At 71.1% G+C, this 24,370-nt stretch carries 22 protein-coding genes and 2 pseudogenes; 8 read left to right on the top strand and 16 right to left on the bottom strand.

The window, feature by feature from the left end; translation table 11 throughout:
- A complete protein-coding gene (locus ACWGE1_RS05395; RefSeq protein WP_453419217.1) occupies positions 1-1,371 on the bottom strand; it encodes an NAD(P)-binding domain-containing protein in 1,371 nt (456 codons plus the stop codon).
- Positions 1,372-1,425: 54 nt separating this feature from the next.
- Entirely contained in the window at positions 1,426-1,635 is a 210-nt protein-coding gene (locus tag ACWGE1_RS05390) for a hypothetical protein (RefSeq protein ID WP_453419216.1), read from the bottom strand.
- A gap of 105 nt (positions 1,636-1,740) precedes the next feature.
- On the opposite strand from ACWGE1_RS05390, the gene ACWGE1_RS05385 reads away from it, so the two are divergent.
- The 3 genes from ACWGE1_RS05385 to ACWGE1_RS05375 are packed head-to-tail and all read left to right on the top strand — an operon-like array spanning position 1,741 to position 3,702.
- Positions 1,741-2,799: a flavin-containing monooxygenase gene (locus tag ACWGE1_RS05385; RefSeq protein ID WP_453419215.1), complete on the top strand. Its 1,059-nt coding sequence runs from the start codon at positions 1,741-1,743 to the stop codon at positions 2,797-2,799.
- Positions 2,800-2,839: 40 nt separating this feature from the next.
- Positions 2,840-3,208, top strand: coding sequence for an ArsR/SmtB family transcription factor (locus ACWGE1_RS05380; RefSeq protein WP_453419214.1), 369 nt, complete (start codon positions 2,840-2,842; stop codon positions 3,206-3,208).
- Positions 3,205-3,702: an N-acetyltransferase family protein gene (locus tag ACWGE1_RS05375; protein ID WP_453419213.1), complete on the top strand. Its 498-nt coding sequence runs from the start codon at positions 3,205-3,207 to the stop codon at positions 3,700-3,702. Before ACWGE1_RS05380 ends, ACWGE1_RS05375 begins: the two co-directional genes overlap by 4 nt.
- Positions 3,703-3,765: 63 nt before the next feature.
- On the opposite strand, the gene ACWGE1_RS05370 is transcribed toward ACWGE1_RS05375, so the two are convergent.
- Positions 3,766-4,581 (bottom strand): sulfite exporter TauE/SafE family protein, encoded by an 816-nt coding sequence (locus ACWGE1_RS05370; RefSeq protein WP_453419212.1) that lies wholly within the window; start codon positions 4,579-4,581, stop codon positions 3,766-3,768.
- A 232-nt stretch (positions 4,582-4,813) separates the two neighbouring features.
- A complete protein-coding gene (locus ACWGE1_RS05365) occupies positions 4,814-5,353 on the bottom strand; it encodes a DinB family protein (RefSeq protein ID WP_453419211.1) in 540 nt (179 codons plus the stop codon).
- Positions 5,354-6,009: 656 nt separating this feature from the next.
- Between ACWGE1_RS05365 and ACWGE1_RS05360 the strand changes: the two genes are divergently transcribed.
- On the top strand, positions 6,010-6,408 hold the full coding sequence (locus tag ACWGE1_RS05360; RefSeq protein ID WP_453419210.1) for a MerR family DNA-binding transcriptional regulator: 399 nt from the start codon (positions 6,010-6,012) through the stop codon (positions 6,406-6,408).
- On the opposite strand, the gene ACWGE1_RS05355 is transcribed toward ACWGE1_RS05360, so the two are convergent.
- The 5 genes from ACWGE1_RS05355 to ACWGE1_RS05335 form a co-directional block, all read right to left on the bottom strand.
- Complete coding sequence (locus ACWGE1_RS05355; protein WP_453419209.1) at positions 6,395-7,381, bottom strand: arsenic resistance protein; 987 nt, start codon at positions 7,379-7,381, stop codon at positions 6,395-6,397. The two genes, ACWGE1_RS05360 and ACWGE1_RS05355, sit on opposite strands and share 14 nt — an antisense overlap.
- A gap of 364 nt (positions 7,382-7,745) precedes the next feature.
- Positions 7,746-8,528, bottom strand: a complete 783-nt coding sequence (locus tag ACWGE1_RS05350; RefSeq protein ID WP_453419208.1) for a MerR family transcriptional regulator — start codon at positions 8,526-8,528, stop codon at positions 7,746-7,748.
- A 34-nt stretch (positions 8,529-8,562) separates the two neighbouring features.
- A complete protein-coding gene (locus ACWGE1_RS05345; RefSeq protein ID WP_453419207.1) occupies positions 8,563-9,621 on the bottom strand; it encodes an ArsO family NAD(P)H-dependent flavin-containing monooxygenase in 1,059 nt (352 codons plus the stop codon).
- The gene (locus ACWGE1_RS05340; protein WP_453419206.1) at positions 9,618-10,394 is read right to left on the bottom strand and encodes an aquaporin; all 777 of its coding nucleotides are present in this window, start codon (positions 10,392-10,394) and stop codon (positions 9,618-9,620) included. Before ACWGE1_RS05340 ends, ACWGE1_RS05345 begins: the two co-directional genes overlap by 4 nt.
- A gap of 40 nt (positions 10,395-10,434) precedes the next feature.
- Positions 10,435-10,749, bottom strand: coding sequence for an ArsR/SmtB family transcription factor (locus tag ACWGE1_RS05335; RefSeq protein ID WP_390140778.1), 315 nt, complete (start codon positions 10,747-10,749; stop codon positions 10,435-10,437).
- 76 nt (positions 10,750-10,825) lie between these two features.
- Here ACWGE1_RS05335 and ACWGE1_RS05330 point away from each other — a divergent pair, with 76 nt between their 5' ends.
- From ACWGE1_RS05330 to ACWGE1_RS05320, 3 genes and pseudogenes are all read left to right on the top strand, one after another.
- Positions 10,826-11,455, top strand: a complete 630-nt coding sequence (locus ACWGE1_RS05330) for an arsenate-mycothiol transferase ArsC (protein ID WP_453419205.1) — start codon at positions 10,826-10,828, stop codon at positions 11,453-11,455.
- Between the two features lie 47 nt (positions 11,456-11,502).
- Positions 11,503-11,922, top strand: coding sequence for an arsenate reductase ArsC (locus ACWGE1_RS05325; protein ID WP_266608171.1), 420 nt, complete (start codon positions 11,503-11,505; stop codon positions 11,920-11,922).
- A gap of 52 nt (positions 11,923-11,974) precedes the next feature.
- Positions 11,975-12,673: pseudogene (locus ACWGE1_RS05320) on the top strand (NAD(P)/FAD-dependent oxidoreductase); the annotation flags it as partial.
- 855 nt (positions 12,674-13,528) lie between these two features.
- Here the strand turns inward: ACWGE1_RS05320 and ACWGE1_RS05315 are convergent.
- The 4 genes and pseudogenes from ACWGE1_RS05315 to ACWGE1_RS05300 all read right to left on the bottom strand — a co-directional run.
- A pseudogene (locus tag ACWGE1_RS05315) lies at positions 13,529-13,793 on the bottom strand (TMEM165/GDT1 family protein); the annotation flags it as partial.
- A 268-nt stretch (positions 13,794-14,061) separates the two neighbouring features.
- Positions 14,062-15,096 carry an ABC transporter ATP-binding protein gene (locus ACWGE1_RS05310; RefSeq protein ID WP_453419204.1) on the bottom strand — a complete coding sequence of 345 codons (1,035 nt, stop codon included), beginning with the start codon at positions 15,094-15,096 and terminating at the stop codon, positions 14,062-14,064.
- Complete coding sequence (locus tag ACWGE1_RS05305; RefSeq protein ID WP_453419203.1) at positions 15,093-16,682, bottom strand: ABC transporter permease; 1,590 nt, start codon at positions 16,680-16,682, stop codon at positions 15,093-15,095. Before ACWGE1_RS05305 ends, ACWGE1_RS05310 begins: the two co-directional genes overlap by 4 nt.
- Positions 16,683-16,687: 5 nt before the next feature.
- The gene (locus tag ACWGE1_RS05300; protein WP_453419202.1) at positions 16,688-17,707 is read right to left on the bottom strand and encodes an iron ABC transporter substrate-binding protein; all 1,020 of its coding nucleotides are present in this window, start codon (positions 17,705-17,707) and stop codon (positions 16,688-16,690) included.
- Between the two features lie 212 nt (positions 17,708-17,919).
- On the opposite strand from ACWGE1_RS05300, the gene ACWGE1_RS05295 reads away from it, so the two are divergent.
- A complete protein-coding gene (locus ACWGE1_RS05295; RefSeq protein WP_453419201.1) occupies positions 17,920-20,538 on the top strand; it encodes an AMP-binding protein in 2,619 nt (872 codons plus the stop codon).
- Here ACWGE1_RS05295 and ACWGE1_RS05290 read toward each other — a convergent pair.
- The 3 genes from ACWGE1_RS05290 to fxsT form a co-directional block, all read right to left on the bottom strand.
- Positions 20,505-21,014: a 2Fe-2S iron-sulfur cluster-binding protein gene (locus tag ACWGE1_RS05290; protein ID WP_453419200.1), complete on the bottom strand. Its 510-nt coding sequence runs from the start codon at positions 21,012-21,014 to the stop codon at positions 20,505-20,507. The two genes, ACWGE1_RS05295 and ACWGE1_RS05290, sit on opposite strands and share 34 nt — an antisense overlap.
- 152 nt (positions 21,015-21,166) lie before the next feature.
- Positions 21,167-21,700, bottom strand: a complete 534-nt coding sequence (locus ACWGE1_RS05285; RefSeq protein ID WP_453419199.1) for a recombinase family protein — start codon at positions 21,698-21,700, stop codon at positions 21,167-21,169.
- 220 nt (positions 21,701-21,920) lie between these two features.
- Complete coding sequence (gene fxsT / locus ACWGE1_RS05280; RefSeq protein ID WP_453419198.1) at positions 21,921-24,359, bottom strand: FxSxx-COOH system tetratricopeptide repeat protein; 2,439 nt, start codon at positions 24,357-24,359, stop codon at positions 21,921-21,923.
- Positions 24,360-24,370 lie beyond the last annotated feature (11 nt).

Here is a 24,370-nt window from a genome sequence, read left to right as displayed (position 1 = left end):
TCAGCAGCCACCGGAGGAAGCGGGAGCGGGAGCGGCGCCGATGGTGAGGGTGGCCGGGGCGGCGCAGCACCCGCCACCGGTCTCCTCCGCGGCGGCGGGCTCGTCGAAGAGGCCCGCGCCGCCGCACACCCCGGTCTCGGGCAGGGTGAGTTCGACGCGCTCGGCGGCTTCCCTGTCGCCTGCGAGGGCGGCGGCGATGGAGCGGACCTGCTCGTAGCCGGTCATGGCGAGGAAGGTGGGGGCGCGGCCGTAGGACTTCATGCCGACGAGGTAGATGTCCTTCTCGGGGTGGGAGAGCTCGTTCACGCCGTGCGGGTAGACGGTGCCGCAGGAGTGCTGGTTCGGGTCGATCAGCGGCGCCAGCTCCACGGGGGCCTGGAGGCGCTCGTCCAGGCCCAGGCGCAGCTCGTCCAGGAAGGACAGGTCGGGGCGGAAGCCGGTCAGGACGATGATCTCGTCCACCGGGCCCAGGCGGCGGCCGTCCTCGCCCACCAGGGCGACGCGGCCATCGTCGGTCTCCTCGATGGTGTCGGTGCGGAAGCCGGTGACCGCGTCGGCGTAGCCACCGTCGACGGCTGCCTTGGCGGCCAGACCGAGGGCGCCGCGGGCGGGCAGCTGGTCGGCCTCGCCGCCGCCGAAGGTCGAGCCGGAGATCCCGCGGCGCAGGATCCAGGTGGCGTGCGTCCCCCGGCCGTCGTCGGACTTGGCGAGATCGGCGAGGTGGGCGAGGGCGGTGAAGGCGGAGGCGCCGGAGCCGACGACCGCGGTGCGCTTGCCCGCGTAGCGGGCACGGACGGCGGGGTCCTTCAGGTCGGGGACGCGGTAGGTGATGCGGGCGGCGGCGGCCTTCTCGCCGAGGGCTGCGAGTCCGCTGCCGCCGGCGGGGCTGGGGGTGGACCAGGTGCCGGAGGCGTCGATGACGGCGCGGGCGAAGAGGCGCTGCTCGTGGCCGTCGGCGTTCTCGTAGTGGACGACGAAGGGCTGGGTGTCGCGGTCGGCGTCGACGATGCGGTCGCGTCCGGTGCGGGAGACGCCGGTGACGCGCGCTCCGTAGCGGACCTGCTCGCCGAGCACGTCGGCCAGCGGCTGGAGGTAGCGCTCGACCCAGTCCCCGCCGGAGGGGTAGGTGTCCTCGGCCGGCTTGGTCCAGCCGGTCGGGGCGAGGAGCTTCTCCGCGGCCGGGTCGACGAGCTCGCCCCAGCGGGAGAACAGCCGTACGTGGGCCCACTCGCGCACGGCGGCCCCGGCGAGCGGGCCGGCCTCCAGGACGAGGGGCGTGAGGTCGCGGTCGAGGAGGTGGGCGGCGGCCGCGAGTCCGGCGGGGCCGGCCCCGATGACGACGACGGGCAGCTCGGTGGTGGTCTCGCTCATGGCATGTCTCCGGGGCTTCGTGCAGGCGGGCGGGTGGGCGGGGACTTCAGGTGGTCAGCAGCAGCCGGCGCCGGTGGCGACGGCCTCGCGCTTGGCCTGCGGGGCGCAGCAGGCTCCGGCTGCTTCCGCGCCCTCGCTGGTGCCGCAGCAGGGTGAGGACTGGGCGGGCGCCACCTCGGCGGCGGGCTGCGCGGGGGTGGTGCCGCAACAAGAACCTGCCGCCTCGGCGCGGTTCGGGCTGGTGGGGGTGACCGGCTCGTTCATGACGACTCCTCCTGCTTCGAAGTTTGTCTATGGCTTGCGTGATCAGCATGACACCTGTATCGATAGACGTCAACATAGACATTCATCTAACTATCAGGAGTTGCCGTGGAGCACGTGGAAGCCGTCGTCATCGGAGGCGGGCAGTCGGGGCTGGCCACCGCACACGCGCTGGTCAGGACAGGGCTGAAGCCGGTGGTGCTGGAGGCGTCGGACCGGGCGGCGGGATCGTGGCCGCACTACTACGACAGCCTGACCCTGTTCTCCCCGGCCCGGTTCAGCGCGCTGCCCGGCATGCCCTTCGGGGGGGATCCGGACCGCTACCCGCACCGGGACGAGGTCGTCGCCTACCTGACCTCCTGCGCCAGCCGCCTGCAGGCCGACATCCGCACCGGGCAGCGCGTGATCGCGGTCAGGGCCGACGGGACCGGATTCACGGTCGAGCTGGAGGACGGTGGGCAGCTGCGCGCGCGGGCGGTGGTCGCCGCCTCGGGCAGCTTCGGCCGCCCGCACCGCCCCGACCTGCCGGGCCTGGATGCCTTTGCCGGCCAGGTCCTGCACGCGGCCGACTACCGCAGCCCGGCTCCGTTCGCCGGGCGGCGCGTGGTGGTGGTCGGGGCGGGGAACTCCGCGGTGCAGATCGCCGCCGAGCTCGCCCTCGAAAGCCGCGCGAGCCTGGCCACGCGGGCGCCGGTGAAGTTCGCCCGCCAGCACCTGCTGGGCAAGGACCTGCACTTCTGGCTCACCCGCACCGGCCTGGACACCGCCCCGCTCGGACGCCTCCTGAAGACTCCGCCCGCCCCTCCGGTCCTGGACGACGGCCGCTACCGCGCCGCCCTGACCGCCGGCGCCCCCGACCGCCGCCCGATGTTCAGCCGCCTCGCCGACGACCGGGTCACGTGGGCCGACGGCACCACGGAGCGGCTGGACGCGCTGATCCTCGCCACCGGCTACCGCCCCCACCTGCCCTACCTCGCCGGACTCGACGGCACCCTCGACCCGGCCGGACACCCCCACCACCACGGTGGCGCTTCCCCTGCCCATCCGGGCCTGGAGTTCGTCGGGCTGGAGTGGCAGCGCAGCCTGTCCTCGAACGCCCTGCGCGGGGTCGGCCGGGATGCCGCCCGGGCGGCCCGCCGCCTGGCCGCCCACCTGGCCCGCAGCTGACCCCCTGCCCTCTTGGTTCGACATGTGTCAACATAGACGTATGTCGAATGTGAAGGTTCTGCCACTGCTGGAGCCCGACGTCGTCGCGGCCTGCTGCCCGCCGCTGAACGAGCGCCCGATGTCGGCCGAGGAGGCCGAGGTCGCATCGAAGATGTTCAAGGCCCTCGGTGACCCCGTGCGCCTGCGCCTGTTCTCCGCCGTCGCCTCCCACGAGGGCGGGGAGGCCTGCGTGTGCGACATCTCCGACGTCGGCGTCTCCCAGCCCACCGTCTCCCACCACCTGAAGAAGCTCAAAGAGGCCGGGCTGCTGTCCTCCGAGCGCCGGGGCACTTGGGTGTACTACCGGGTCGAGCCGTCCGTGCTCGCCGCCATGGGCGCGCTGCTGGCCGGCGCCGCGAAGACGGCATGACCGCGGTGCGCATCGAGGCGCTGCTGGCCGAGCACGCCGAGCAGGTGCTCGGCATCTACCAGGCCGGGATCGACGAGGGAAACGCCACCTTCGAGACGCAGGCCCCCGAGTGGGCCGCATTCGACAAGGCCAAGCTGCCCGGCCACCGCTTCGTCGCCCTCGACCGCGACGGCCGAGTGTCGGGCTGGGTCGCGGCGAGCGCGGTCTCGGACCGGTGCGCGTACGCGGGAGTGGTCGAGCACTCCGTATACGTCCACCCCGAGGCGCGCGGCCGCGGCGTCGCCCGCGCCCTGCTCGACGCCCTGATCGCCTCGACCGAGGCCGCGGACATCTGGACCATCCAGTCCGGGATCTTCCCCGAGAACACCGCCAGCCTCGCCCTCCACGCACGAGCCGGTTTCCGTGTCATCGGCACCCGAGAGCGGATCGGCCGGCACCACGGGGCCTGGCGGGACGTGGTCCTGCTGGAACGCCGGAGCCCTCTGATCGACTGAACAGGGTCCGGTGGCTCCGTCCGCGGGCGCCCGACGACGACGTGCGGACGCGTCTCGGCGAAGTCAGTCGTGACGGGCGAGCTTGACCGCGGATACGAGGAGGATCACGGCGAGCAGAGGGATGAGGATCAGGTCCGGGAAGACGCCGAGGAGCAACCCGCCCAGGACCGCGCCGGCGACGGAGCCGGCGGCCATGATCGCCGTGAAGCGGAGGTTGGCGCCGAGGACGACGAAGCTGCCGTCGCGGCTGTAACGGGCGAACGCCACGAGCATGGTGGGAAGCGAGACCAGCAGGGACAGGCTCCCGGCGGTCTTGATGTCCTCTCCGAAGAGCAGCACGATCGTCGGGATCAGCAACTCACCGCCTGCCACGCCCATGATCGCCGCGACCACGCCGATGCCGAACCCGGCCACCACCCCAGCAGGCACCTGCGCCCACTGCGGCAGATCGAGGGTGCCCAAGGCGGTGGTGTGGGTGACCACGAGGGCCGCGGCCATGAGCACCATCAGGGCGGCCAGCACCTTGTAGAGGGTGCTGCTGCGCATGCGTACTGCCCAGGTCGCTCCCACCCACGCTCCCAGCAGGCTGCCGGCCAGCAGGTTGACCGCCACCGGCCAGCGCGCCGCGATCTCGGCCGCAGGGACCGAGCCAAGCCGGGCGGGCAGCGCGATCAGGATCACGACCAGGCTCATCGCCTTGTTCAGGATGACCGCCGAGAGTGCGGCGAACCCGAAGAGGCCGATCAGCAGCGGCAGGCGGAACTCAGCGCCGCCCAGCCCGATCATCCCGCCCAGAACACCGATCGCCGCGCCCGCCCCGAACACGACCGGCGTCGCGTGCGTCGAGCGGAAGGAGTCGAGGTTCGCGTCAGTGGGCATGATGGGCATGATGGGCATCCTCGCTGGTCAAAGCTTCATGCGCTACGACACGGCCCCGCCTTCGGGGAAAGACACCGGCTGTGCACGCAGGCTTCGTCCAGACCTCCGAGCGCCGGATGCCACCCGCCGAAGGGCGCGGGCATCTCGCGAGCGGACCCCCCCTGGCGCGACCGGTGCTGTTGGAGCGCCATAGCCCACAGATGGCGTGGCGCCGCTCGTCCGGCCGCCGGTGTCAGTCGCCATCGTGCAGGGTGAGTTGGCGACGGTGGAAGTCGAAGTGCTGGGTGGGGTAGCGATAGATGTCCGCGAGGGTCATGAAGTCCTTGAAGAACGGATCCCAGCGGACGGGGTAGTGCATGCCGCGGGCGAGCCGGGCATCCGGCTCCGAGGCCAGGTGGCGGTGCAGGGAGTCGATGACGCGATCGAATGCGGCACCCATCCGCTGCGGCCCGTAGAACTTCACCGCCCCGCGCGGGCCGACGTAGTTGACCCAGTCGAAGGGTACGGTCGCCGCGTCGAGCACTCGGGAGAAAAGCCTGCTCGCGCTCCGGGGCAGCCGGCCGAAGACGCGGGCCAGGACCAGCAGACGCAGGACGACCACGTAGCCGAACAGCATGTGCCACAGCAGCTGCTCGTTGGTCCACTTGGTGCCGTGGGTGGTACTCGAGAGTTCCTTCTTGGAGGCGCTGTCGATCAGGCGGTGGAAGGTCTGGCGGGCACGCTCGTAGTCCTTGTGCACGGCCTGCCGGTCCATCGCGATCGCGTTCATCATGGCCTGCCAGTTCTGGGCCGGTACTCAACGAGTCGGCCGCGGGTGGCAAAGATGCCCGCTCCCGGCAGGGCATAACGGATGCGGCTGCGGCTGTGCGGTCAGCCGTCCTGGAGGAGCGGGCCGAAGGTCTGCTGCCCGATCAGGGTGGCGCGGGCCTGGCTTCGGCCAGGACGTCGTCGACTGTCCGCCCGGCTTCTGCTGCCAAGGGTTCGAGCAGGGCGGCATCCGGGGCGCGGCCCGTAGTGGCGAAGTGCCGCAGGATCGCCTGCTGGACCACCCGCAGGCCACGCTCCGCGGGCGCGCGCCTGCCGCGTCCTGCCCGGCCGATCGGGTCCAGAAGGTCCGTCTCGCAGCAGTCCTGCTCGTCCGCCTGCCGGGGCTGGTGCGAAGGGGTCGATTCCGTCGAGAAGAACGGTCGGAGACCCGCTCATGCCCCACCGGGCCGCGTCGCACTCCTCGTACACCTCGACCAGCTCGATCCCGGCTGCGCGGCCGTCGAGTGCCGCCATGAGCCGCTCGCGTACGACCGGTACGTTCGGGCAGTCCGGCACGGTGAGGATCGTGATCCGCATCCCGCTGTCCCTCCAGGTCGGTGGCCTTGTGAACCGAACATAGACCTTCCAGCACACTGGAAGGTCAAGGCGTAGCGTGCAGGGATGCTCATCGGAGACCTCGCGGCAGCCGGCCAGGTGACGGCCAAGACCATCCGCTTCTACGAGCAGGCAGGGCTGCTGCCCGCTCCACCCCGTACGACCGGCGGCCACCGCGACTACGCGCCGGAGGCGGCGGGCCGGCTGGCGTTCATCCGTGACGCCCAGGGTGCGGGCCCGACGCTCGCCGAGATCCGCTCGGTCCCGAGGATCCGCGACAGCGGGCAGGCCCCGCGCGCCCAGGTCACAAGCCTCATCGATCAGCGGCTGACGGACATCGAGCAGCGCATGGCCGAACTCCGCACGACATGCACCGCGCTGCGCGAACTCGCCCGGCGGGCCGCCGCCACCGACCCCGGCACCTGCTCCGAAGGCGAGATCTGCACCATCCTCACGCGACCGTGACCGGCTCCGGAACCAGGCGCGGCACCAGGCGCACGTAGGCGACCATGCCGATGACCTCGACCAGGGTCTGGGTGACCACGACGACCGCCGCGACCGCGAGCTCGTCGGGGAGGGCAAGGGCCAGGGGAAGCACGACCAGGGAGTTGCGGGTCGCTCCGGTGAAGACGACCGCGCGGGCTGCGGGCGCTTCGAGGCGGAAGAGGCGGGCGACGAGGCGTCCGGCGAAGGCCATGACCACGAGGAACGCCGCGTAGAAGGGGATGACGGCCGCGACATCGCCGAGACTCCCGCCGAGCTTGGGGACCTGGGAGGCGACCACGGTGATGAGGGTGGCGGCCATCAGCGGCACCATCGTCGTCGTGGCCGCATCCGACACCTTCTGCCCGGCCGCCGTACGGGCCGCGCACGCCTGGAGGGCCCAGGCCAGCACGAGGGGGATCACGATGAGGAAGAGGAAGGCCTCCAGGAACGGGCCGACCTCGACGATGTCGGCCAGGTCGGGCCCCATGAACAGGTACAGCATGCCTGGCAGGAGCAGCATCTGCGCGACGAGCAGGAGCGGGGTCGCGGCCAGAAGCCGACGGCTGTCCCCTCCGGCCAGGCCGCTGAAGACGATGACGTAGTCCACGCACGGGCACAGCAGCACCAGCAGGACACCGATGCGTACGGCCTGGTCGGCGGGCAGGAACGTGAACATCGCGGCGACAACCAGGGGTACGACGACGAAGTTCACCACGAGGGCCGCGGACAGGAACCGGCCGTCACGCAGGGAGCGGATCAGGTCGCCGGCCGGGACCTGGAGGAAGGTCACGAACAGCAGTGCCCCCAGGACGGGGTTGATGGCGTGCTCAAGTCCCGGCCCCGCCGACGGCACCGCCCAGCCGAGGAGTGCGCCCAGGGCCATGGCGCCGAGGTAGACCGGGATCTGGTGGTGCTCCATGCGCGCGACCGGACCCTGCGGTTCCTGCGACACCCTGATGACCCCTTGCTGTACGTCCGTACTGATCGTGCGGCGGCCCTGCCCGGGGCCCGGCTCATTGTGGCAAGCGGGTCCGTCCTTCTGCGGGCGGCGGGGTGGGCAGGCCCAGGTCGGCGGGCCCTGGCGCGGTCGTGCAGGCGCAGCCCTGCGACGCCGGTGCCACACCCATGCCGTGGCGCCAGCGGCGAGAACGGTGACGGCGGCCAGGGCGGGAACCCACAGGGCGCCGACGGCCGAGAGCACTCCCAGCCCGCCGAGGACGGCCAGGATCGGGCCGATGCAGCAGGCCGCGCAGGGCCGGTACACCGAGCGCCACCCACGCCGAGGAGGGACTTGCCGGAGGATTTCGTCTCGGGGTTCATACGGTGGCTCCGAACAGGTCGGCCAGCAGGCGGCTCGCGGCTTCGGGCGCGCGCACGGTCAGCGTCAGGCGTGCGGGAGCCAGGCTCAGGGTGAAGTCGAAGAACGCGCAGCAGTCCTGCTCGGCCGCCGCGAGCGCGGCGAGTTCCGCGGCCAGCTCCGGTGTGCTGGGGAAGGCCAGGCGGATTCCGTCGGTGACCTTTTCACGGCCGGTGGCCTGCGCGACCAGGTCCTGCCACTGGGCGGCGCGCCGGCCGAGCTCGGCTACGCCGAGCGTGCAGGCCACCGGCGCCTCCCGCCATGGTTCGTCGGCCGCCTCCCGAGGGCGGGCTGAGAGTTCGACCATCACAGGCCCTGGTGCCTGGGGCTGCTCCTCGGCGGTGGTGGTGCAGCCGCAGTCCGGGCCGCATCCGCCGGACGGCGCCGGCCCGGACAGCTGTCGGTGGACCTCGGAGAGGCGGGAGGAGAACGCCGCCAGCTCGGCCGAGCGGCGGTCCGCGTCCGCGATCCGGTCGGCAACCAGCGGCATCATCCGCGCCCGCACCGCGGCGCACACCCCCGCGTCCCGTACGTCGAGCAGATCGAGGATGTCCTCCAGCGCGAGGCCCAGCAGCTTCCCGGAGGAGATGAAGGCCAGCCGCTCCACCGCGTCCGGCCCGTACTGGCGGTACCCGGACGACGTCCGCTCGGCGGGCAGCAGGCCAGCCGTCTCGTAGAACCGCAGTGTGGAAGCCGGTACGCCGGAGCGTTCGGCCAGCTGCGAGATGCGCAGTGTGCTCATACCTCGAACGTAAACCTTCAACCCGACTCGAAGGTCAAGCCCGCAGCAGCCCGGCGATCTCCCTGGCCGCCTCCCGGGCGGGGCGGCCGACGCCGATGAGGGTGGCCGAGGCGGGGCCGGTCCAGTCGCCGTAGCCGAGCAGGTGCAGGCGGGGCTCATCCGCGGCGCGGGTGCCGACGGTCGCGATGCGGCCACGGCTCCCGCGCAGGCGCAGCGAGGCGAAAGGGGCGAGGGCGGGGCGGAAGCCGGTGCACCAGATGACCGTGTCCGCTTCGGTCCGGGTACCGTCGGCCCACTCGACCCCGGTCGTGGTGAGGCAGGTGAACATCGGTCGGGCGCTGAGGAGTCCGGCATCGCGGGCGGCGCGTACGGGCGGAACGGCGACGATGTCGCCGAGGGAGGCGACGCCTCCGGTGTCGGTGCGGCCTTCGTCGAGGGCGCGGCGCCGGGCGGTCGCCGCGTCGAAGAGGGCGCGGCCGTCGATGTCGTCGGCCAGGTAGCGGGGCGGGCGCTGGGTGACCCAGGTCAGCTCGGCCGTACCGGCGACGTCGGCGGCGATCTGAGCGCCCGAGTTGCCGCCCCCGACCACGACCACCCGCTGTCCGGCGAATTCGGACGGGCTGCGGTATTGAACGGTGTGCAGCTGGCGGCCCCGGTAGTCGCGCCGTCCGGGAACAGCGGGCACGAAGGGACGGGTCCAGGTCCCGGTGGCGCTGATCACCGCCCGCGCGATCCATGCTCCGGAGTCCGTCTCGACCCGCAGTCCGGGCCCGTCCCGGTGCACGCTGTCGACCCAGATGCCGCGCTGGACGGGGAGCGCGTACCGCTTCTCGTAGTCGGTGAGGTACTCGACGACGTGGGCGGCGTCAGGGTGGAGCTCCCCCGACTGGGAGGGCATGAGCCGCCCGGGCAAGGAGGAGTACTGGGCCGGGGAGAAGAGGCGCAGGGAGTCCCAGGTGTGCTGCCAGGCTCCGCCGGGCGCCGTCTGGGCATCGAGGATGACGTGCTCGACGCCCAGGCGGCGCAGGTGGTATCCGGCGGCGAGTCCTGCTTGGCCGCCACCGATCACCACCACGTCCGTGCGCTGCGTCATGCCGCAGGCGTTCCGTCGTCCGTCTTGCCGCGCATGAAGACGACCGCGACCAGGGCCAGGCCCACGACCGCGCCGGCCAGCTGCGCGCCGATGAAGCCGGGCACGGAGGCCGGGGCGATGCCCGCGAAGGTGTCGGTGAAGGCGCGGCCGATGGTCACGGCCGGGTTGGCGAAGGAGGTGGAGGAGGTGAACCAGTACGCGGCGCCGATGTACGAGGCGACGGCGACGGGCGCGAAGCGCAGGCGGTCGGTGCGCGCCAGGCCGAAGATCAGCAGGATCAGGCCGGCCGTGGCGACCACCTCGCCGAGGAGGAGGTTCCCGGCGGAGCGGTCGTGCGTCGACCACTTCACCAGCGGCTCGCCGAACATCGCGTCCGCCAGGATCGCGCCCGCGATGGCACCGGCGATCTGCGAAGGCACGTAGACGGCCAGCTCGCGGGCGGTGACGCCGGCGCCGCCACGGCGGGCGGTCCACCACTCGGCCAGCGTCACAGCCGGGTTGAAGTGCGCCCCGGACACCGGGCCGAGGAGCGCGATGAGGACGCCGAGCCCGAAGACCGTGGCGGTGGAGTTGGCCAGCAGCTGCAGGGCCACGTCCTGGGTGAGCTTTGTGGCCTGGATGCCCGAGCCGACGACCACCGCGACGAGTGCCGCAGTGCCGACCAGCTCGGCGGCGGCGCGGGCGATCAGCGGGGTGCGGGGCGGGGTCGCGCCAGGTGCGGGCTGGGGCACGTCGGCAGGTATCGGGGTGCCGACGGGCTGGGTGGCGGTCAAGGCTGGTTCTCCTCGGGCAGGTGAGGCAAAGCGCGGAAGGCTATGGGCAGGACCGCTTGAGGTTCGCTTCTGCGGTGGCTCGCGCGGTCTGGGCGAGGTCGGCGAACTGACCGGCGAGGGCTTCGATGACTTCCGGGCGCAGGCGGTAGTAGATGTACCGGCCGCATGGCTCCGTCTCCACGACCCCCGCCTCGCGCAGCACCTTCATGTGGTTGGAGAGGTTCGTCTGCTTGGCGCCCGTCTCCTCCACGAGGTGGGTGGTGCAGAGCGTCTCGCGGGCGAGCAGGGTCACGATCCGGAGCCTGAGCGGGTCGGCCAGAACCCGGATCAGATCAGTGTCGACTGACGTCATCATGGACTGATACTGTCACATCAGTTGGGGCTGACACCAGCCCGAGCTGATCCTATTGGCTCCTTTGAACGGGATCGCCATGCCCTCGCCTTCCTCGCCGCTCCTGCCGGACGAACGCCTCGCCGCCGGGGCTGCCCGTCTCGCCACCCGATATGCCGGCCACTTCGCGCCGGAAACCGTGTTGGGCCTGCTCGCCGACTCCTACACGCGTCTCGCCGAGCAGGCACGGGTCCGTACGCACTTGGTCGTGCTGGCGGAACGGCTGACCGCCGACCGCCTCGACGCTCTCGCCCACACCCGGGGGCTGACGAGCGGGCCGAGCCGGGTGTTGTTCGTGTGCAGCCACAACGCCGGCCGCTCCCAGATGGCCGCCGCCCTCCTGGCCCACCGGGCGGGCGAGCGGGTCACCGTCTCCTCCGCGGGCACCGACCCCGCGGGCGGGGTGGCGCCGCACATCGCCCAGGCCCTTACCGAGGCCGGGGTGGACCTGGCCGACGCCTACCCCAAGCCGCTGACCGAAGAGGTCGTCCAGGCCGCCGACACCGTGATCACGATGGGCTGCGGTGACGCCTGCCCCGTGGTGCCGGGCCGCCGCTACCTCGACTGGCCCGTGGCCGACCCCGACGGGGCGCCGATCGCCGTCGTCCGCGACATCCGCGACGCCATCGACGCCCGCGTCACCGAGCTCCTCACCCAGCTCGCTCCCTAAAAGCCCCCGCATCCCCATCGCAGTCGCCTCACCCCAAGGAAGAACAGATGTCCTCCGCTCCTGCCGCCTCCGTCCTGTTCGTCTGCATCCACAACGCGGGCCGCTCCCAGATGGCGGCCGGGTTCCTGCGCCACCTCGCCGGCGACCGCGTCGAGGTCCGCTCCGCCGGTTCCGTGCCCGGCGAGCAGATCAACCCCTCCGCCGTCGCCGCCATGGCAGAGCTGGGCATCGACATCTCCGACCAGAAGCCCAAGGTCCTCACCCCCGAGGCCGCCCAGGCGTCCGACTACATCATCACCATGGGCTGCGGGGACGCCTGCCCGTACTTCCCCGGCAAGACCTACCTCGACTGGCAGCTCGAGGACCCGGCCGGCCAGGGCGTCGAGGCCGTCCGCCCCATCCGCGACGAGATCAAGGGCCTCATCGAGGGACTCATCGCCGAGATCGACGCCAAGTCGAAGGCCTGAGACACCTGACGTGACCGAGACGACCCCGACCGACGACGTCCGCGACGTCATCGTCGGCACCGTCCACCGCGCCAAGACGGTGATCATCGCGACCGGATCCGGCTACCGCAAGCTCGGCCTCCCCAAGGAGGACGAGCTCTCCGGCCGCGGGGTCTCCTGGTGCGCCACCTGCGACGGGTTCTTCTTCCGTGACCGCGACATCGTCGTGGTCGGCGGCGGCGACACCACCATGGAAGAGGCCACCTTCCTCACCCGCTTCGCCCGCTCGGTCACCATCGTCCACCGCCGCTCCGCCCTGCGTGCCTCCAAGGTCATGCAGAACCGGGCCTTCACCGACGACAAGATCTCCTTCGCCTTCGACAGCGAAATCGCCGAGATCAAGGAAACGAACGGCATGCTCTCCGGCGTCGTCCTGCGCGACACCTTCACCGGAAAGCTCCGCGACCTCGACGTCACCCGCCTGTTCATCGCCATCGGACACGACCCCCGCACCGAACTCTTCACCGGACAGGTCGACCTCGACGACGAGGGCTACATCAAGGTCACCTTGCCCTCGACCCGCACGAACATCCCCGGCGTCTTCGCCGCCGGCGACGTCGTCGACCACACCTACCGCCAAGCCATCACCGCAGCCGGCTCCGGCTGCGCAGCGGCCCTCGACGCCGAGCGCCACCTCGCCACCCTCAGCGACGAACACAGCACGACCGTCGACAAGGCCCAAGAAGAGCTGCCCTGGGCACACAGGAGGTGAAGGATTCAGCATCGGGCTCGGCACGCTGTGGCCACCAGTCCGGTTTCGACGGGTGGTACGAGACCTGGCTCAATGCCCTGATGCGTCTCACCCCTGCCGAGCAGAACAACCGCGCCTCCCCAGTGGCGGCACGATGGGCGCGTGCATACGACGCCCTGGAGCTGTCGATCAACTGCACCACGCGGGGCGCGGAATGGTGACCGACATCGCTCCTTCCATGGCCGAGCCGTGGTCGTGGCCAATGCCGGACGCGAGGGGATCGATCTGCCGTGGCCGGCCCAGCTCCTCCTCCGGGCCCAATCCGGGCGGTTCCCGCCAAGCTGACAACATCCCCAAGGTCGCGTTCTCGCCCGACGCCCACTGCTGATCGAACACACAACCAGCCAGGCGGATCCCCCACCTCGATCACCCCTCGAACGGAGCAACGTAGGTGTCAAAGTGACGTAGGGCCTGGGAATGCTCCCGCGCAGCTGCGAGGCGCACCGATGGCCGGAGCGGCTCGCAGGGAGCAGGGAGCAGTACCGCGACTTCCTCGACCCCTCGGGCCGGGTCGTGGGGCCTTCCGGCACCGGGACCGATGCCGGGTGTGCCGCTGTCGCAGCGCGGGTACCGAGCGCGCTGCGACAAGCGGAACACGTCTCAGGACGGGGTCAGAGGCGGTCGAGGAAGAGGCCGGCGTCGATGGTGTGGTCGACGGTGCCCGGTGCGCCCGTGGTCACCTCGGCCGTGGCGCACTGGCTCTTGGCTGGCTGGCCGCCGTTGGGGCGGGTGGGGGCGTTGTTCGGGCAGGCGCCCGTGCCCTCCCAGTCGAAGGTGCCGTCGGGCTTGCGGCAGGCGCGGTTGAGGTCGCCGCGCTGCGCCGCGCAGCGGCATGAACGCGCCGAACGCGAAGAGGGCAGCGGAGACGAGCTTGACGATCCAGTCGGGCAGGAGCCCGATCAGGCTGCCCGCCCCGACTGCGATCGACGTGCACGATGAAGGCGCTCGATGTGCCGAACCAGACGTAGAGCGGGCGCATGCGCGTGCCCATCGCCAAGGAGGCGACCATCGTCTTGTCGGGGAGCTCTGCGAGGAAGATCAGACCGAAGGCGGTGAGGATCGCCAGGGGGTCGAGGTGCATTCCGGGTGGCTTTCTGTGAGAGCCGGACCCCGGTCTTCGCGAAGTGCCACAGGCGACCGGAGGACCGCTCGGCCGGGCACGACGGTCGAGCCCGCAGGGCGCGGGCACGTCAATGCCTGACCGAAGGTCTCGCCCGCCCGCGTCATCCACAGGCCCGGCCACCGGGAGCCCGGGGGCTCAGTGTGTCGGCGACCGGTTCGCGGGGCCACTCCCCTTCGTATCCGCCAACACTCCACCACCTGGCCAGGGACCCTGGAACGCCTCTGGCTCATGGATGCAGTGTTGCCTCGCCCTTGACGAGGATGCCGGTGCGCTGGCCCGGGCGTACGGCGACGGGCCCGGCGACTCGGATGCCGACCGGGCTGTCCAGGCCGTCGACGGAGACGGTGACCATGGCGTCGTGGCCGTAGAAGGTCACGTCGGTGACGGTGCCCTGGGCGGCCGTCGCGGTTTCGGTGAGCCGGAGTTGCTCGGGCCGCAGCAGGACGGTGCCCTCGCTCCGTCCCACGGGGGGCGCTGCAAGAGGGAGGCGGCCCAGCGCGGTCGTCGCGGTGCCGTGGTCGGCGGTGCCGGGGACGAGTACGGCGTCGCCGACGAAGCGGGCCACCCAGGGGTCGGCCGGGCGCCGGTAGACCTCTTGCGGGGTGTCGCACTGGGCCACGCGGCCGTCCCGTACGACAGCGACCAGGTCAGCGGTGGAGAGGGCTTCCTGCTGGTCGTGAGTGACGAGCAGGGCGGTGGCTCCGGTGGCACGCAGGGCGGCTCGGACATCCGCCCGGACACCGGCGCGCAGGGCGCTGTCGAGGGCGTTGAACGGTTCGTCGAGCAGGACCAGAGCCGGCTCCGGCGCCAGGGCTCGGGCCAGGGCGATGCGCTGCTGCTGGCCGCCGGACAGCTCGTGCGGCATCCGGTCGCCGTAGCCGCCGAGACCGACGAGTTCGAGCATCTCCTCGGTGCGGCTGCGGCGCTCGGCGCGGTCGTGTCCGGTCAGCCCGAAGGCAACATTGTGGGCGACGCTCAAGTGGGGGAAGAGCGCCCCTTCCTGGGGGACGATGCCGATGCGGCGTCGCTCGGGGGGAAGGTGGACTCCGGGGCCGGACAGGGTGCGCCCGCCGACGGTGACAGTGCCCGCGTCCGCGCGCAGGAAGCCGGCGACGATGCGGAGCAACGTGGTCTTGCCGCAGCCGGAGGGGCCGAGGAGGGCGGCCAGAGTGCCGGCGGGGACGGTGAGGTCGAGGCCGCGCAGGACGGGCGCGTCCGGGCCGTAGGACTTCGACACTCCGGTGATCTGTACGTCGGTCATGTGCGGTGCCGCCCGAGGAGGTAGGAGGGGATGGCCGCCAGCAGGATGAGCGCCGCGGCATAGGGGGCCGCCGCGGCGAACGATCCGGTCCCGGTCTCTGTCCAGAGGCGGGTGGCGAGGGTGTCCATGCCGGTGGGGCGCAGCAGGAGCGTCGCGGGGAGTTCCTTCATGCACACGACGAAGGTGAGGGCGGCTCCGGCGGCGACCCCGGGCGCGGCCAGCGGCACTGTGATCTCGCGCAGTACACGCAGGGGGCGCCGGCCGAGCGAGCGGGCGACGTCCTCCAGCACCGGCGGGGACTGCAGTACGGCGGCCCGGGTCGCTGCCACTGCGACGGGCAGGAACAGCACCGCGTACGCGCAGACGAGCAGCGGGATTTCCTGGTAGAGCGGTTCGGCGTAGCGGACCGCGAAGAAGACCAGGGAGAGCGCGACGGTGATGCCGGGCAGTGCGTGCCCGGCGTAGGCGGACTGTTCCAGGAGGTGTGCGGTCCGGCCGCGGTGGCGGGCGGCGATCACCCCGACGGGCAGGGCGAGGAGGGTGGTGAGCGCGGCTCCCGCGGCGGCGACGCCGAGGGTGGTACCGGCGGTGTCGAGGAGCCGGGCCGGGTCCCAGGTCGCGGAGTTGCCCACGGCGAGCCAGTACCCGAGCGTGGCCAGCGGCATGAGGACGGCGATGGCTACGACCGCCGTACACCAGGCCAGGGCGGGTGTCCGCCACCGGCCGAGCGGCGCGGGGACGGCGGGGCGTGCCGTGCCGGTCCCGGTCCTGGCGTGTCCCGCGCGGCCACGGGTACGGGCCTCGGCGGCGACGAGCAGGATCGTCATCACGACCAGGACGACGCTGAGGGCGGCGGCCGGGGTGCGGTCGAAGCTGGCCCGGTAGGAGGTGTAGATGCCGCGGGTGAAGGTGTCGTACCGCATCAGGGAGACGGCGCCGAAGTCGGAGAACACGTACAGCGCGACCAGGACGGCTCCCCCGGCCGCGGCGGGGCGCACCTGCGGCAGCGTGACGCGCAGGAAGGTCCGCAGCGGCCCGTGGCCGAGTGAGCGCGAGACCTCCTCCTGTGCCGGATCGGCCCCGCGCAGTGCGGCGGTGACGGGCAGGTAGACGTACGGGAAGCTCACCAGGGTCAGCGCGAGGGCGGCGCCGCCGAAGCCCGCGAGGCCGGGGAACGCGGACAGCCAGGTGAAGGCGGCTACGTAGCTCGGCACGGCCAGGGGCAGGGTCACCAGGACCGACCAGGCCCGGGCGCCGGGCAGCGCGGTCCGTACGGTGAGCCAGGCCAGGGACACGCCGAGCAGCAGGGAGACCGATACGACGACGACGGCCAGTCCGAGGCTGCGGCCGAGCAGTTGCGCCGTGCGCTCGTTGGCGATGACGTCCCAGGCGAACGCGGGACCACGCTCCAGGGAGCGAACGGCGAGGTAGCCGAGCGGCAGCAGAGCGAACACGGCGGCGACGGCCGCCGGCAGGAGCAGGACGGCGGGCGGGCGGCGCCCGGCGCGCAGCCGCCCGGCGGGCACGGTGGCGCCTGCCGGGCGGGCTGCGGGATCCGCCGGTGCGACGGGATCCGTGGAGTGCATCAGGGTCAGACCATCCCGGCTTCCTGGAGCATCTTCAGGGTCTCCTGAAGCGAGTCCAGCCTGCCGAGGTCGATCTTGGGGGCGTCGAGGGAGGCCAATGGCGGCAGATCCTTGACGGTGCTGGTGACGCCGGCGGCCAGCGGGTACTCCTTGGTGTCCTCGGCGAAGTACTTCTGGGCCTTCTCCGAGAGCAGGAAGTCGACCGCCTTCTGTGCGGCCGGCGCCTGGTCGCTGCCCTTGAGGATGCCGACTCCGGCCGTGTTGACGAGGGCGCCCGGGTCACCGCCAGGCAGGAAGTGGATCTTCGCCTGGACCTTGCTCTCGCCCTTTTCGGCGACCTGCTCGTACCAGTAGTAGTGGTTGACCAGGCCGAGCGAGACCTCGCCCTTGCCGACGCCGTCGAGGACCTTGAGGTTGTTGTCGTAGACCTTCGGCTCGTTGGCCTTCAGACCCTTGAGCCAGGCGCGGGTGGCGTCGTCGCCCTCGAGGACGCGCATGCCGGTGACGAATGCCTGGAAGGAGGCGTTGGTCGGGACGTAGCCGATCTTGCCCTTCCACTCCGGCTTGACCAGGTCGTGCACGGTGTCGGGGGCCTTGGCGACCTTGGCGGGGTTGTAAGCGAGGACGCGGGCGCGCCCGGAGGTGCCCACCCAGTCGCCCGCGCCGCCACGGAAGGCGGCATCGACCTTGTCGAGCGAGGCCTGGGGCAGCTGCTCCAGCAGTCCCTTCTTGGAGAGCGCGCCGAGGGCTCCCGCATCCTGGGAGAAAAACAGGCCCGCCTTGGTCTTGTCGCCCTCTTCCTGGATCTGGGCGGCGAGTTCGGCGCTCTCGCCGTAGCGGACGGCGACCGTGGTGCCGACGGCCTTCTCGAGCTCGTCCAGGAGGGGCTTGACCAGCTTCTCGTTGCGGCCGGAGTAGATCACGAGCCCGGCATCGTCCTCGTCGACACCGCAGCCGGCGACAGCGGGGAGGAGAAGGGCTGCCGCGAAGAGCGCGGTCAAGCGTCGGACCAAGGGGCGTCGCATGGGAAGCCTTCCTGCACGTGCAGCGAGAACCTGAACGCCCAATAAGTAAGGTAAAGCTAACCTAAAGGCAAGGGTGATGCACGCAACATTTTGACCTCACCGGTGGTTCGGCGAAGCCGACCCTACCTGTGAATTCCTTATGGATCTTCAATGTCTCAGCTGTGACTTTCCTGTGACTATCCCCTGAGGTAAGGCTTTCCTAAGATGCGCTCGTGACAGCCCTTCCCGCCCTACTCCCGGGTACCAAAACCGTTCGGTTCGCCGGCGCCCTCGCGGCCCACGGCGGCCGCACCGCGGCCATCACCGCCGACGGCCCGGTGACCTACAGCGAGCTCGCCGCCCGGGTGGAAGCGACAGCCAATCGTCTGGGCCGGACGCGCCGTCTGGTCATGGTGATCGGCGCCAACACCGTCGAGGCGCTCGTCGTCCACCTCGCCGCTCTCGCGGCGGGGCACCCGGTCCTGCTGGTGCCGGGCGACCACCCGGAAGCCGTGCAGTCGCTCATCGACGCGTACGACCCGGACGTCGTGGCACACCCGGACGGCGGGCGATGGGTACTCGACGAGCGGCGCCCCTTCTCGGCACATGACCTGCACCCGGATCTCGCGCTGCTGCTGAGCACTTCCGGATCGACCGGATCCCCGAAACTCGTACGCCTGTCGCACGAAAACCTTCAGGCCAACGCTGAATCCATAGCCGATTACCTGGAAATCCGGGACACCGATCGCGCGGCCACGACGCTGCCTATGCACTACTGCTACGGCCTTTCCGTCATCCACAGCCATCTGCTGCGCGGCGCCGCATTGATCCTCACCGACCTTTCGGTGGCGGACAGTTGCTTCTGGAAGCTGTTCCGGAATGCCCGAGGAACGACCTTCGCGGGCGTCCCGTACACCTTCGACCTGCTCGACCGCGTCGGCTTCGCCGCGATGGACCTGCCCCACCTGCGCTACGTCACCCAGGCAGGCGGCCGGCTCGCCCCCGACCGGGTACGGCACTACGCGGCCCTCGGCCGTGCCGCCGGCTGGGAGCTGTTCGCGATGTACGGACAGACCGAGGCCACGGCCCGCATGGCCTACCTGCCACCCGCCCTCGCGGAAACCCATCCCGAGGCAGCCGGAATCGCGATCCCCGGCGGCTCCTTCCGGCTCCAACCGCTGCCCGAATGGCCCGCGGAGAACACCGGCGAGCTCGTCTACGCGGGGCCGAACGTCATGCTCGGCTACGCCCTCACCCCCGAGGACCTCGCCCTGGGCCGGACGGTGGATGAGCTGCACACCGGCGACATCGCGCGGCGTACCCCTGACGGACTTTACGAAATCGTCGGCCGCCGCAGCCGGTTCGCGAAAATCCTCGGCCTGCGCATCGACCCGGCACAGGTCGAGACGATGCTCGCACGGCACGACGTCACGTCCCTGTGCACCGGCGACGACGATGCCCTCGCCATCGCCGCCATCGGCACGGGCGCCGCGGCCGCGCGCCGGATACGAAGCCTGGTGACGAGCGAGTGCGGCCTGCCGGCCCGCGCAGTCCGCGTCCATCTCCTGGCCGACCTTCCCCGTCTGCCCACGGGCAAGCCCGACTACCGCGCGGTGCGCGAACTGGCCCACCCCGCCGGCACGGGCCCATCGACGCCCGAGCACCCTCTCGGCAGCGGCCCCGAAGACCTGTGCCTGCTCTACGCACGCATCCTCGACCGGCCCGAGGTGACGCCGGACAGCAGCTTCGTCAGCCTGGGCGGCGACTCGCTCTCGTACGTCGAGATGTCCCTCCACCTCGAAGAGCGGCTCGGCCACCTGCCAACCGGCTGGCACACCACGCCGATCCGGGAACTCAGGCCGCCGGACGTAGAGATACCCGCGCACAGGCGGGCGCTGGAGACCAGCGTCGCCCTGCGCGCCATGGCGATCTTCTGCATCGTCGGTTCGCACATCCACGTCTTCGGCATCAAGGGCGGAGCACACCTGCTCCTCGCCCTCGCGGGCTACAACTTCGCCCGCTTCCACCTCACCACCGCCGAACGCGGCGAACGCGTCCGGCGCGCCTGCCTCAGCATCGCGCGGGTCGCGGTGCCGTCCATGATGTGGATCGGCTTCGTACTCCTCCTCAACGACGACTACACCCTGGCCAACCTCGCCCTCCTCGACAGCGTGCTGGGGCCCGAGGACAGCAAGACGGGCATGCACTTCTGGTTCATCGAGGCACTGGTCTACATCCTGATCGTCGCCGTAGCCCTCCTCGCGCTCCCCCTCGCCGACCGGGCCGAGCGCCGATTCCCCTACGGCCTGCCCCTGACGCTCGCCGCCATCGGCCTGCTCACCCGCTACGACCTGCTCGGTCTCCCCGACCGCACCCAGATGCCCGACGCGGTCACCGTCTTCTGGCTGTTCGCACTCGGCTGGGCGGCGGCGAAAGCACGCGCCAAGACACAGCGAATCGTGGTCACGGCCGTCGCCCTGGCCACAGTGCCCGGCTTCTTCCCCGGCGACCCCGGACGAGAGGCGATCATCATCGCCACCTTCGCCCTGCTCGTGTGGGTGCCGTCCCTCCCCAGCCGCGAACGCATCAATCAGGTCGCCGGCCTCCTGGCCACCAGCTCCCTGTACATCTACCTGACCCACTGGCAGATCTTCCCGCTGATCGACGGCTTCTCAAGGCACTTGGCCTTCCTCGCCTCACTGATCTTCGGCATCGCGTACGGCATCGCAGCGACCCGCGTGATGCGTGCTCTGCCCTCGCTGCTGTCACCCGGTGCACTGCGCAGACGTGCCCGTCGGGGTCTCCAGGTGGTCAGTGGTCAGCCGTGGTCGAAGTCCAACGTGACGCCATGACCGGCGGGGCGCGTACGGCAGGCGAGGGCGAAGCCCTCGGCTGCCTCTGCGGGCTCGAGGTTGCTGGGGTCATGGTGGACGTCACCGCACATGACCTTGGCTCGACAGGTGCCGCAGATGCCTTCGCGGCAGGAGTACGGTACGTCGAGTCCCGTACGGAGAGCGGCGTCCAGCACTGACTCGGAGCCGCGGACGGACAGCGTTGTGCCGACGCCCCGGTCGATCACGGTGACGTCGTACGGCCGCGCTGACACGTCGCCGCTGTTTCCGCCCGCAGTGCCTGCGGGCTTCGCACCGGTCGGGGCGGTCGGCGCCACCGCGGTGAAGCGCTCGGAGTGGATGCGGGACGGTTCCATCCCGCGTTCGGTGAGGACCATGCGCACATCCGCGGTCATGCCGGACGGGCCGCACATGTACGCCTCGTCGACGTCGTCGAGATCGGAGCCCTTCTGCGCGATGAGTGCGCGCAATCCCACGGCATCGATCCGGCCCGATGATCCGCCGGGTCTCCGGCGACGGGACGGCTGAGGACCCGGAGAACACGAAGGCGCGTGGCGTACTCCTTCTCCAAGCGGGGGAGTTCCTCCCGGAAGATGGAAAAGCGGGTGCGGGGGAACAGGTGACGCGTTCACCGGGCAATCAGCTCGGCCACCTCGACCAGGAGCACAGCCAAGCTCTTCTCCCGGGCGTCGTAGAGCTGCTGGGCGAGCTCAGCCCGGTCGGCTGTGAGCTTCGGCCGGCGCCCGCCGACCCGGCCGCGGGCCCGCGCGGAGGCGAGCCCATCGTTCGTGTTCGCCGCGGTCAACTCTCTCTGGAGCTCCGCAAGCACGCTAAGCATCCCGAACATGACCCGGCCCTCCATGGTGGCGGTGTCGATGCCCTGCTCGATGACGTGCAGCCCGATCCCGCGCTCGCGCAGCTCGGCGCCGAGGGTCACCAGGTGCAGGACGGAACGGGAGAGCCGGTCGAGCCGGGTCACCTTCAACGTGTCGCCCTCGCGCATCAGCTGCATGACGAGATCGAGCTTCGGCCGGGACGCCTTCGCGCCGCTGGCGACGTCGACATGGATGTCGTCGCGGTCGACACCGTTGCGGAGAAGCGCGTCGATCTGATGGTCGGGGCTCTGGTCGGCCGTCGAAGCGCGACAGTGGCCAAGAAGCATCGTCGGAAACCACCCGAAGGACCGTTCTCCGACGTTGATTTCCGACGCGGGTTGTCGACGGTGCCCACCTGCGGGTTCGTGAGCGGGTGTGAGTGTCGGCAGACGGTCGTTTGCCGACACTCGCAGCCGTGGACCCAACCGCCGCTACGCTCACGCAATGCAACAATAATTACAGAGTGCTACTTGTCGCTTGACGGCAGCTCGGGGATACAGGGCCTCCTCAACCGCCACCGGATGCGACGTTCCTGCGCCGCAACCAGTGCCACCACCGGTTCTGTGGCCGTTGGGTGGACATGGCCAGCGCTGTCTCCAGCGCGTTGCGGGTGCTCAAGGTATGCGTGTGCTCGTCGCCCAGGATGCGGACGCGGTCATCGAAGGTTCGGCGCAGCAGGTCTATCGCCTCGGCCTGCTCACCTGCGCCGGTCAGAGCGAGAGCGAGGTTGTGGCGACTGGCAAGGGTATCCGGGTGCTCGGGGCTCAGGGTGCGGGTGCGGTCCTCCAGGGTCTGCCGGTGCATGCGCACTGCTTGTGCGTGCTCGCCCATTCCATCCAGCGCGAGACCGAGGCTGTCCCGGCTGGCCAGCGTGTGCGGATGCTCGTCGCCCAGAATGCGGGCGTGGTCGTTGAGCGCCTGCCGCAGCAGCTGTATCGCTTCCGTCTGCTCACCCGCCCTGGTCAGGGCGCTGGCGAGGTTGTGGCGGCTGAGCAGGGTGAGGTGGTGCTCGGGGCCCAGGACACGGATGCGGTCCTCCAGGGTGCTCCGGTGGATGCGCACTGCTTGTGCGTGCTCGCCCGTGCCATCCAGCGCGAGACCGAGGCTGTCCCGGCTGGCCAGGGTATGCGGATGCTCGGGGCCCAGGACACGGGTACGGTCGTTGAGGGTCTGCCGCAGCAGACCCACCGCCTCGGCATGCTCACCCGTCCCGTCCAAAGCGCATGCGAGGTCATTGCGGCTGGTCAAGGTATCGGGGTGCACGGGGCCCAGGATGCGGGTGCGGTCCTCCAGGGTCTGCCGGAGCAGGCGTATTGCCTCGGCCGGCTCTCCCATTCCGAACAAGGCATTGCCCAGGTTGTTGCGGCTGGTCAAGGTATCGGGGTGCTCGGGGCCCAGCATGCGGGTCTCGACGTCGAGGAGCCGTTCATGCAGCAGGCGCGCCGCACCGAAAGCGCCAGCCTTCTGCAGCACCTGCGCCAGGGTGTTGAGAGTGGTGCGGTGGTGCGTGGCGGTGCGCGGGTCCGCGTAGTCGAGCAGCAGCGGCAGGTGGGGGGCGAGGAGCACGGCTGCAGGCCAACCAGCGCGCCCGCGCTGGTTGGCCTCGTGCACAGCCGTGGTCAGCCGCTCGGCAAGAGCCCGGTGCCACACGGCGAGATCGGAGGTCTCGGCCGTGAGGGCGACAGCGTTGATCTCTCGGATCAGGGGATGCAGCACCACCTGCGCCCCCTCACTGCTGCCCGACGCCGGGCCGGTGCTGCCGGGAGAGTGGGGCAGGCCGAGGAGACCGTAGCGGTGCAGGCCGGCGAACGCGGCGTCCATGGACACCGCGCTGACGTTGTGTCCGGTGACGACGGACAGCAGGTCCGGGGTGATCAGGGACAGTGGGACGGGGGCTTGAGCCAGCAGGGCCAGCAGTCGCAACAAGGGGCGGGCCAAAGCGTTGCCCTCCCCGGCGAGCTGGTCCAAGGACACTTCCCAGGTGTGCCGCACCACGGCGCGGGCGACCTGCGGATGAGAGGCATTCGGGTGCGCCGCTCCCAACAAGAACCGCAGTTCCTGTTCCAGGGCCTGGCGGTAGGCGGCAAAGGTGCGGTAGCGGCTGGTGGGTCCGGCCAGATAGGTGCCGGCCGCGTGCAACGCCAGTGGCAGCCCGCCCAGTCGCGCCGCCAGCTCCCGGGCCTGCTCGGCGGTGCCGGCCGCGGGAGCAGCGTCCAGCAGGACCTGCCCCGCAGGTCGCACCGGCAGCGGCTCCAGTGGCAGCAGCTGTGCGCACGGACCCCAGGTCTGCTCGCTGCCATCCCGGCTGGTCACCACCAGCAGGCCCCGGCCGTGAGGACGGATCCAGCCGCGATAGTCGGCCACCGGCTCCCCTGCCGGGCCGATCTCGTGCGGCTCGTCGGCGTTGTCCACCACCAGCAGCCACCGCGGCACCCGGCCCAACTGTCGCCAGACCACATCCGGCAGGCTCGCCCGCCCCGCTCGCGCGGCCTCCAGCTCTGCCTCTGGCAGGCCGCAGGCCAGCGCCGCCTGCACCATCTGCTGCGCCAGCTCGGCGCCGTCGCGCCAGCGCACCCAAAACACTCGCCAGCCCGCCGCCTCGGCCTGGGTGGCCAGTTGCGCGGCCACCGTTGTCTTGCCCATCCCGCCGACCGCGCACAGCACCGCGAACCGGCCTTGTGGCCGCCGAAGCATGCCTGTCAGCACGGCGAGTTCTCCCTCACGCCCCCGCACGCGTTGAACATGCGGGGGGCGTAACGAAGCCTGCTGGCCTCGGGCCAGTCGGCTCACCGGTGCCGGCCGCGCCGGGGGCCTTGGTGCGGCATCCAGATGCCGGCCCCACAGCAACAGCCCGATGCCGACCACCACCAGCACGGCGAACACCGGCCAGATCACCCACGCCTGCGCCGCCCAGCCAGGCACCGCGTCACTGGCGTAGTTGGTCACCGGCCCCAGCA

It is taken from the genome of Streptomyces sp. NPDC054932, assembly GCF_053610205.1.
The sequence above is the reverse complement of the archived record's forward strand: the minus strand, read 5'-3'. Positions and strand labels throughout refer to the sequence as shown.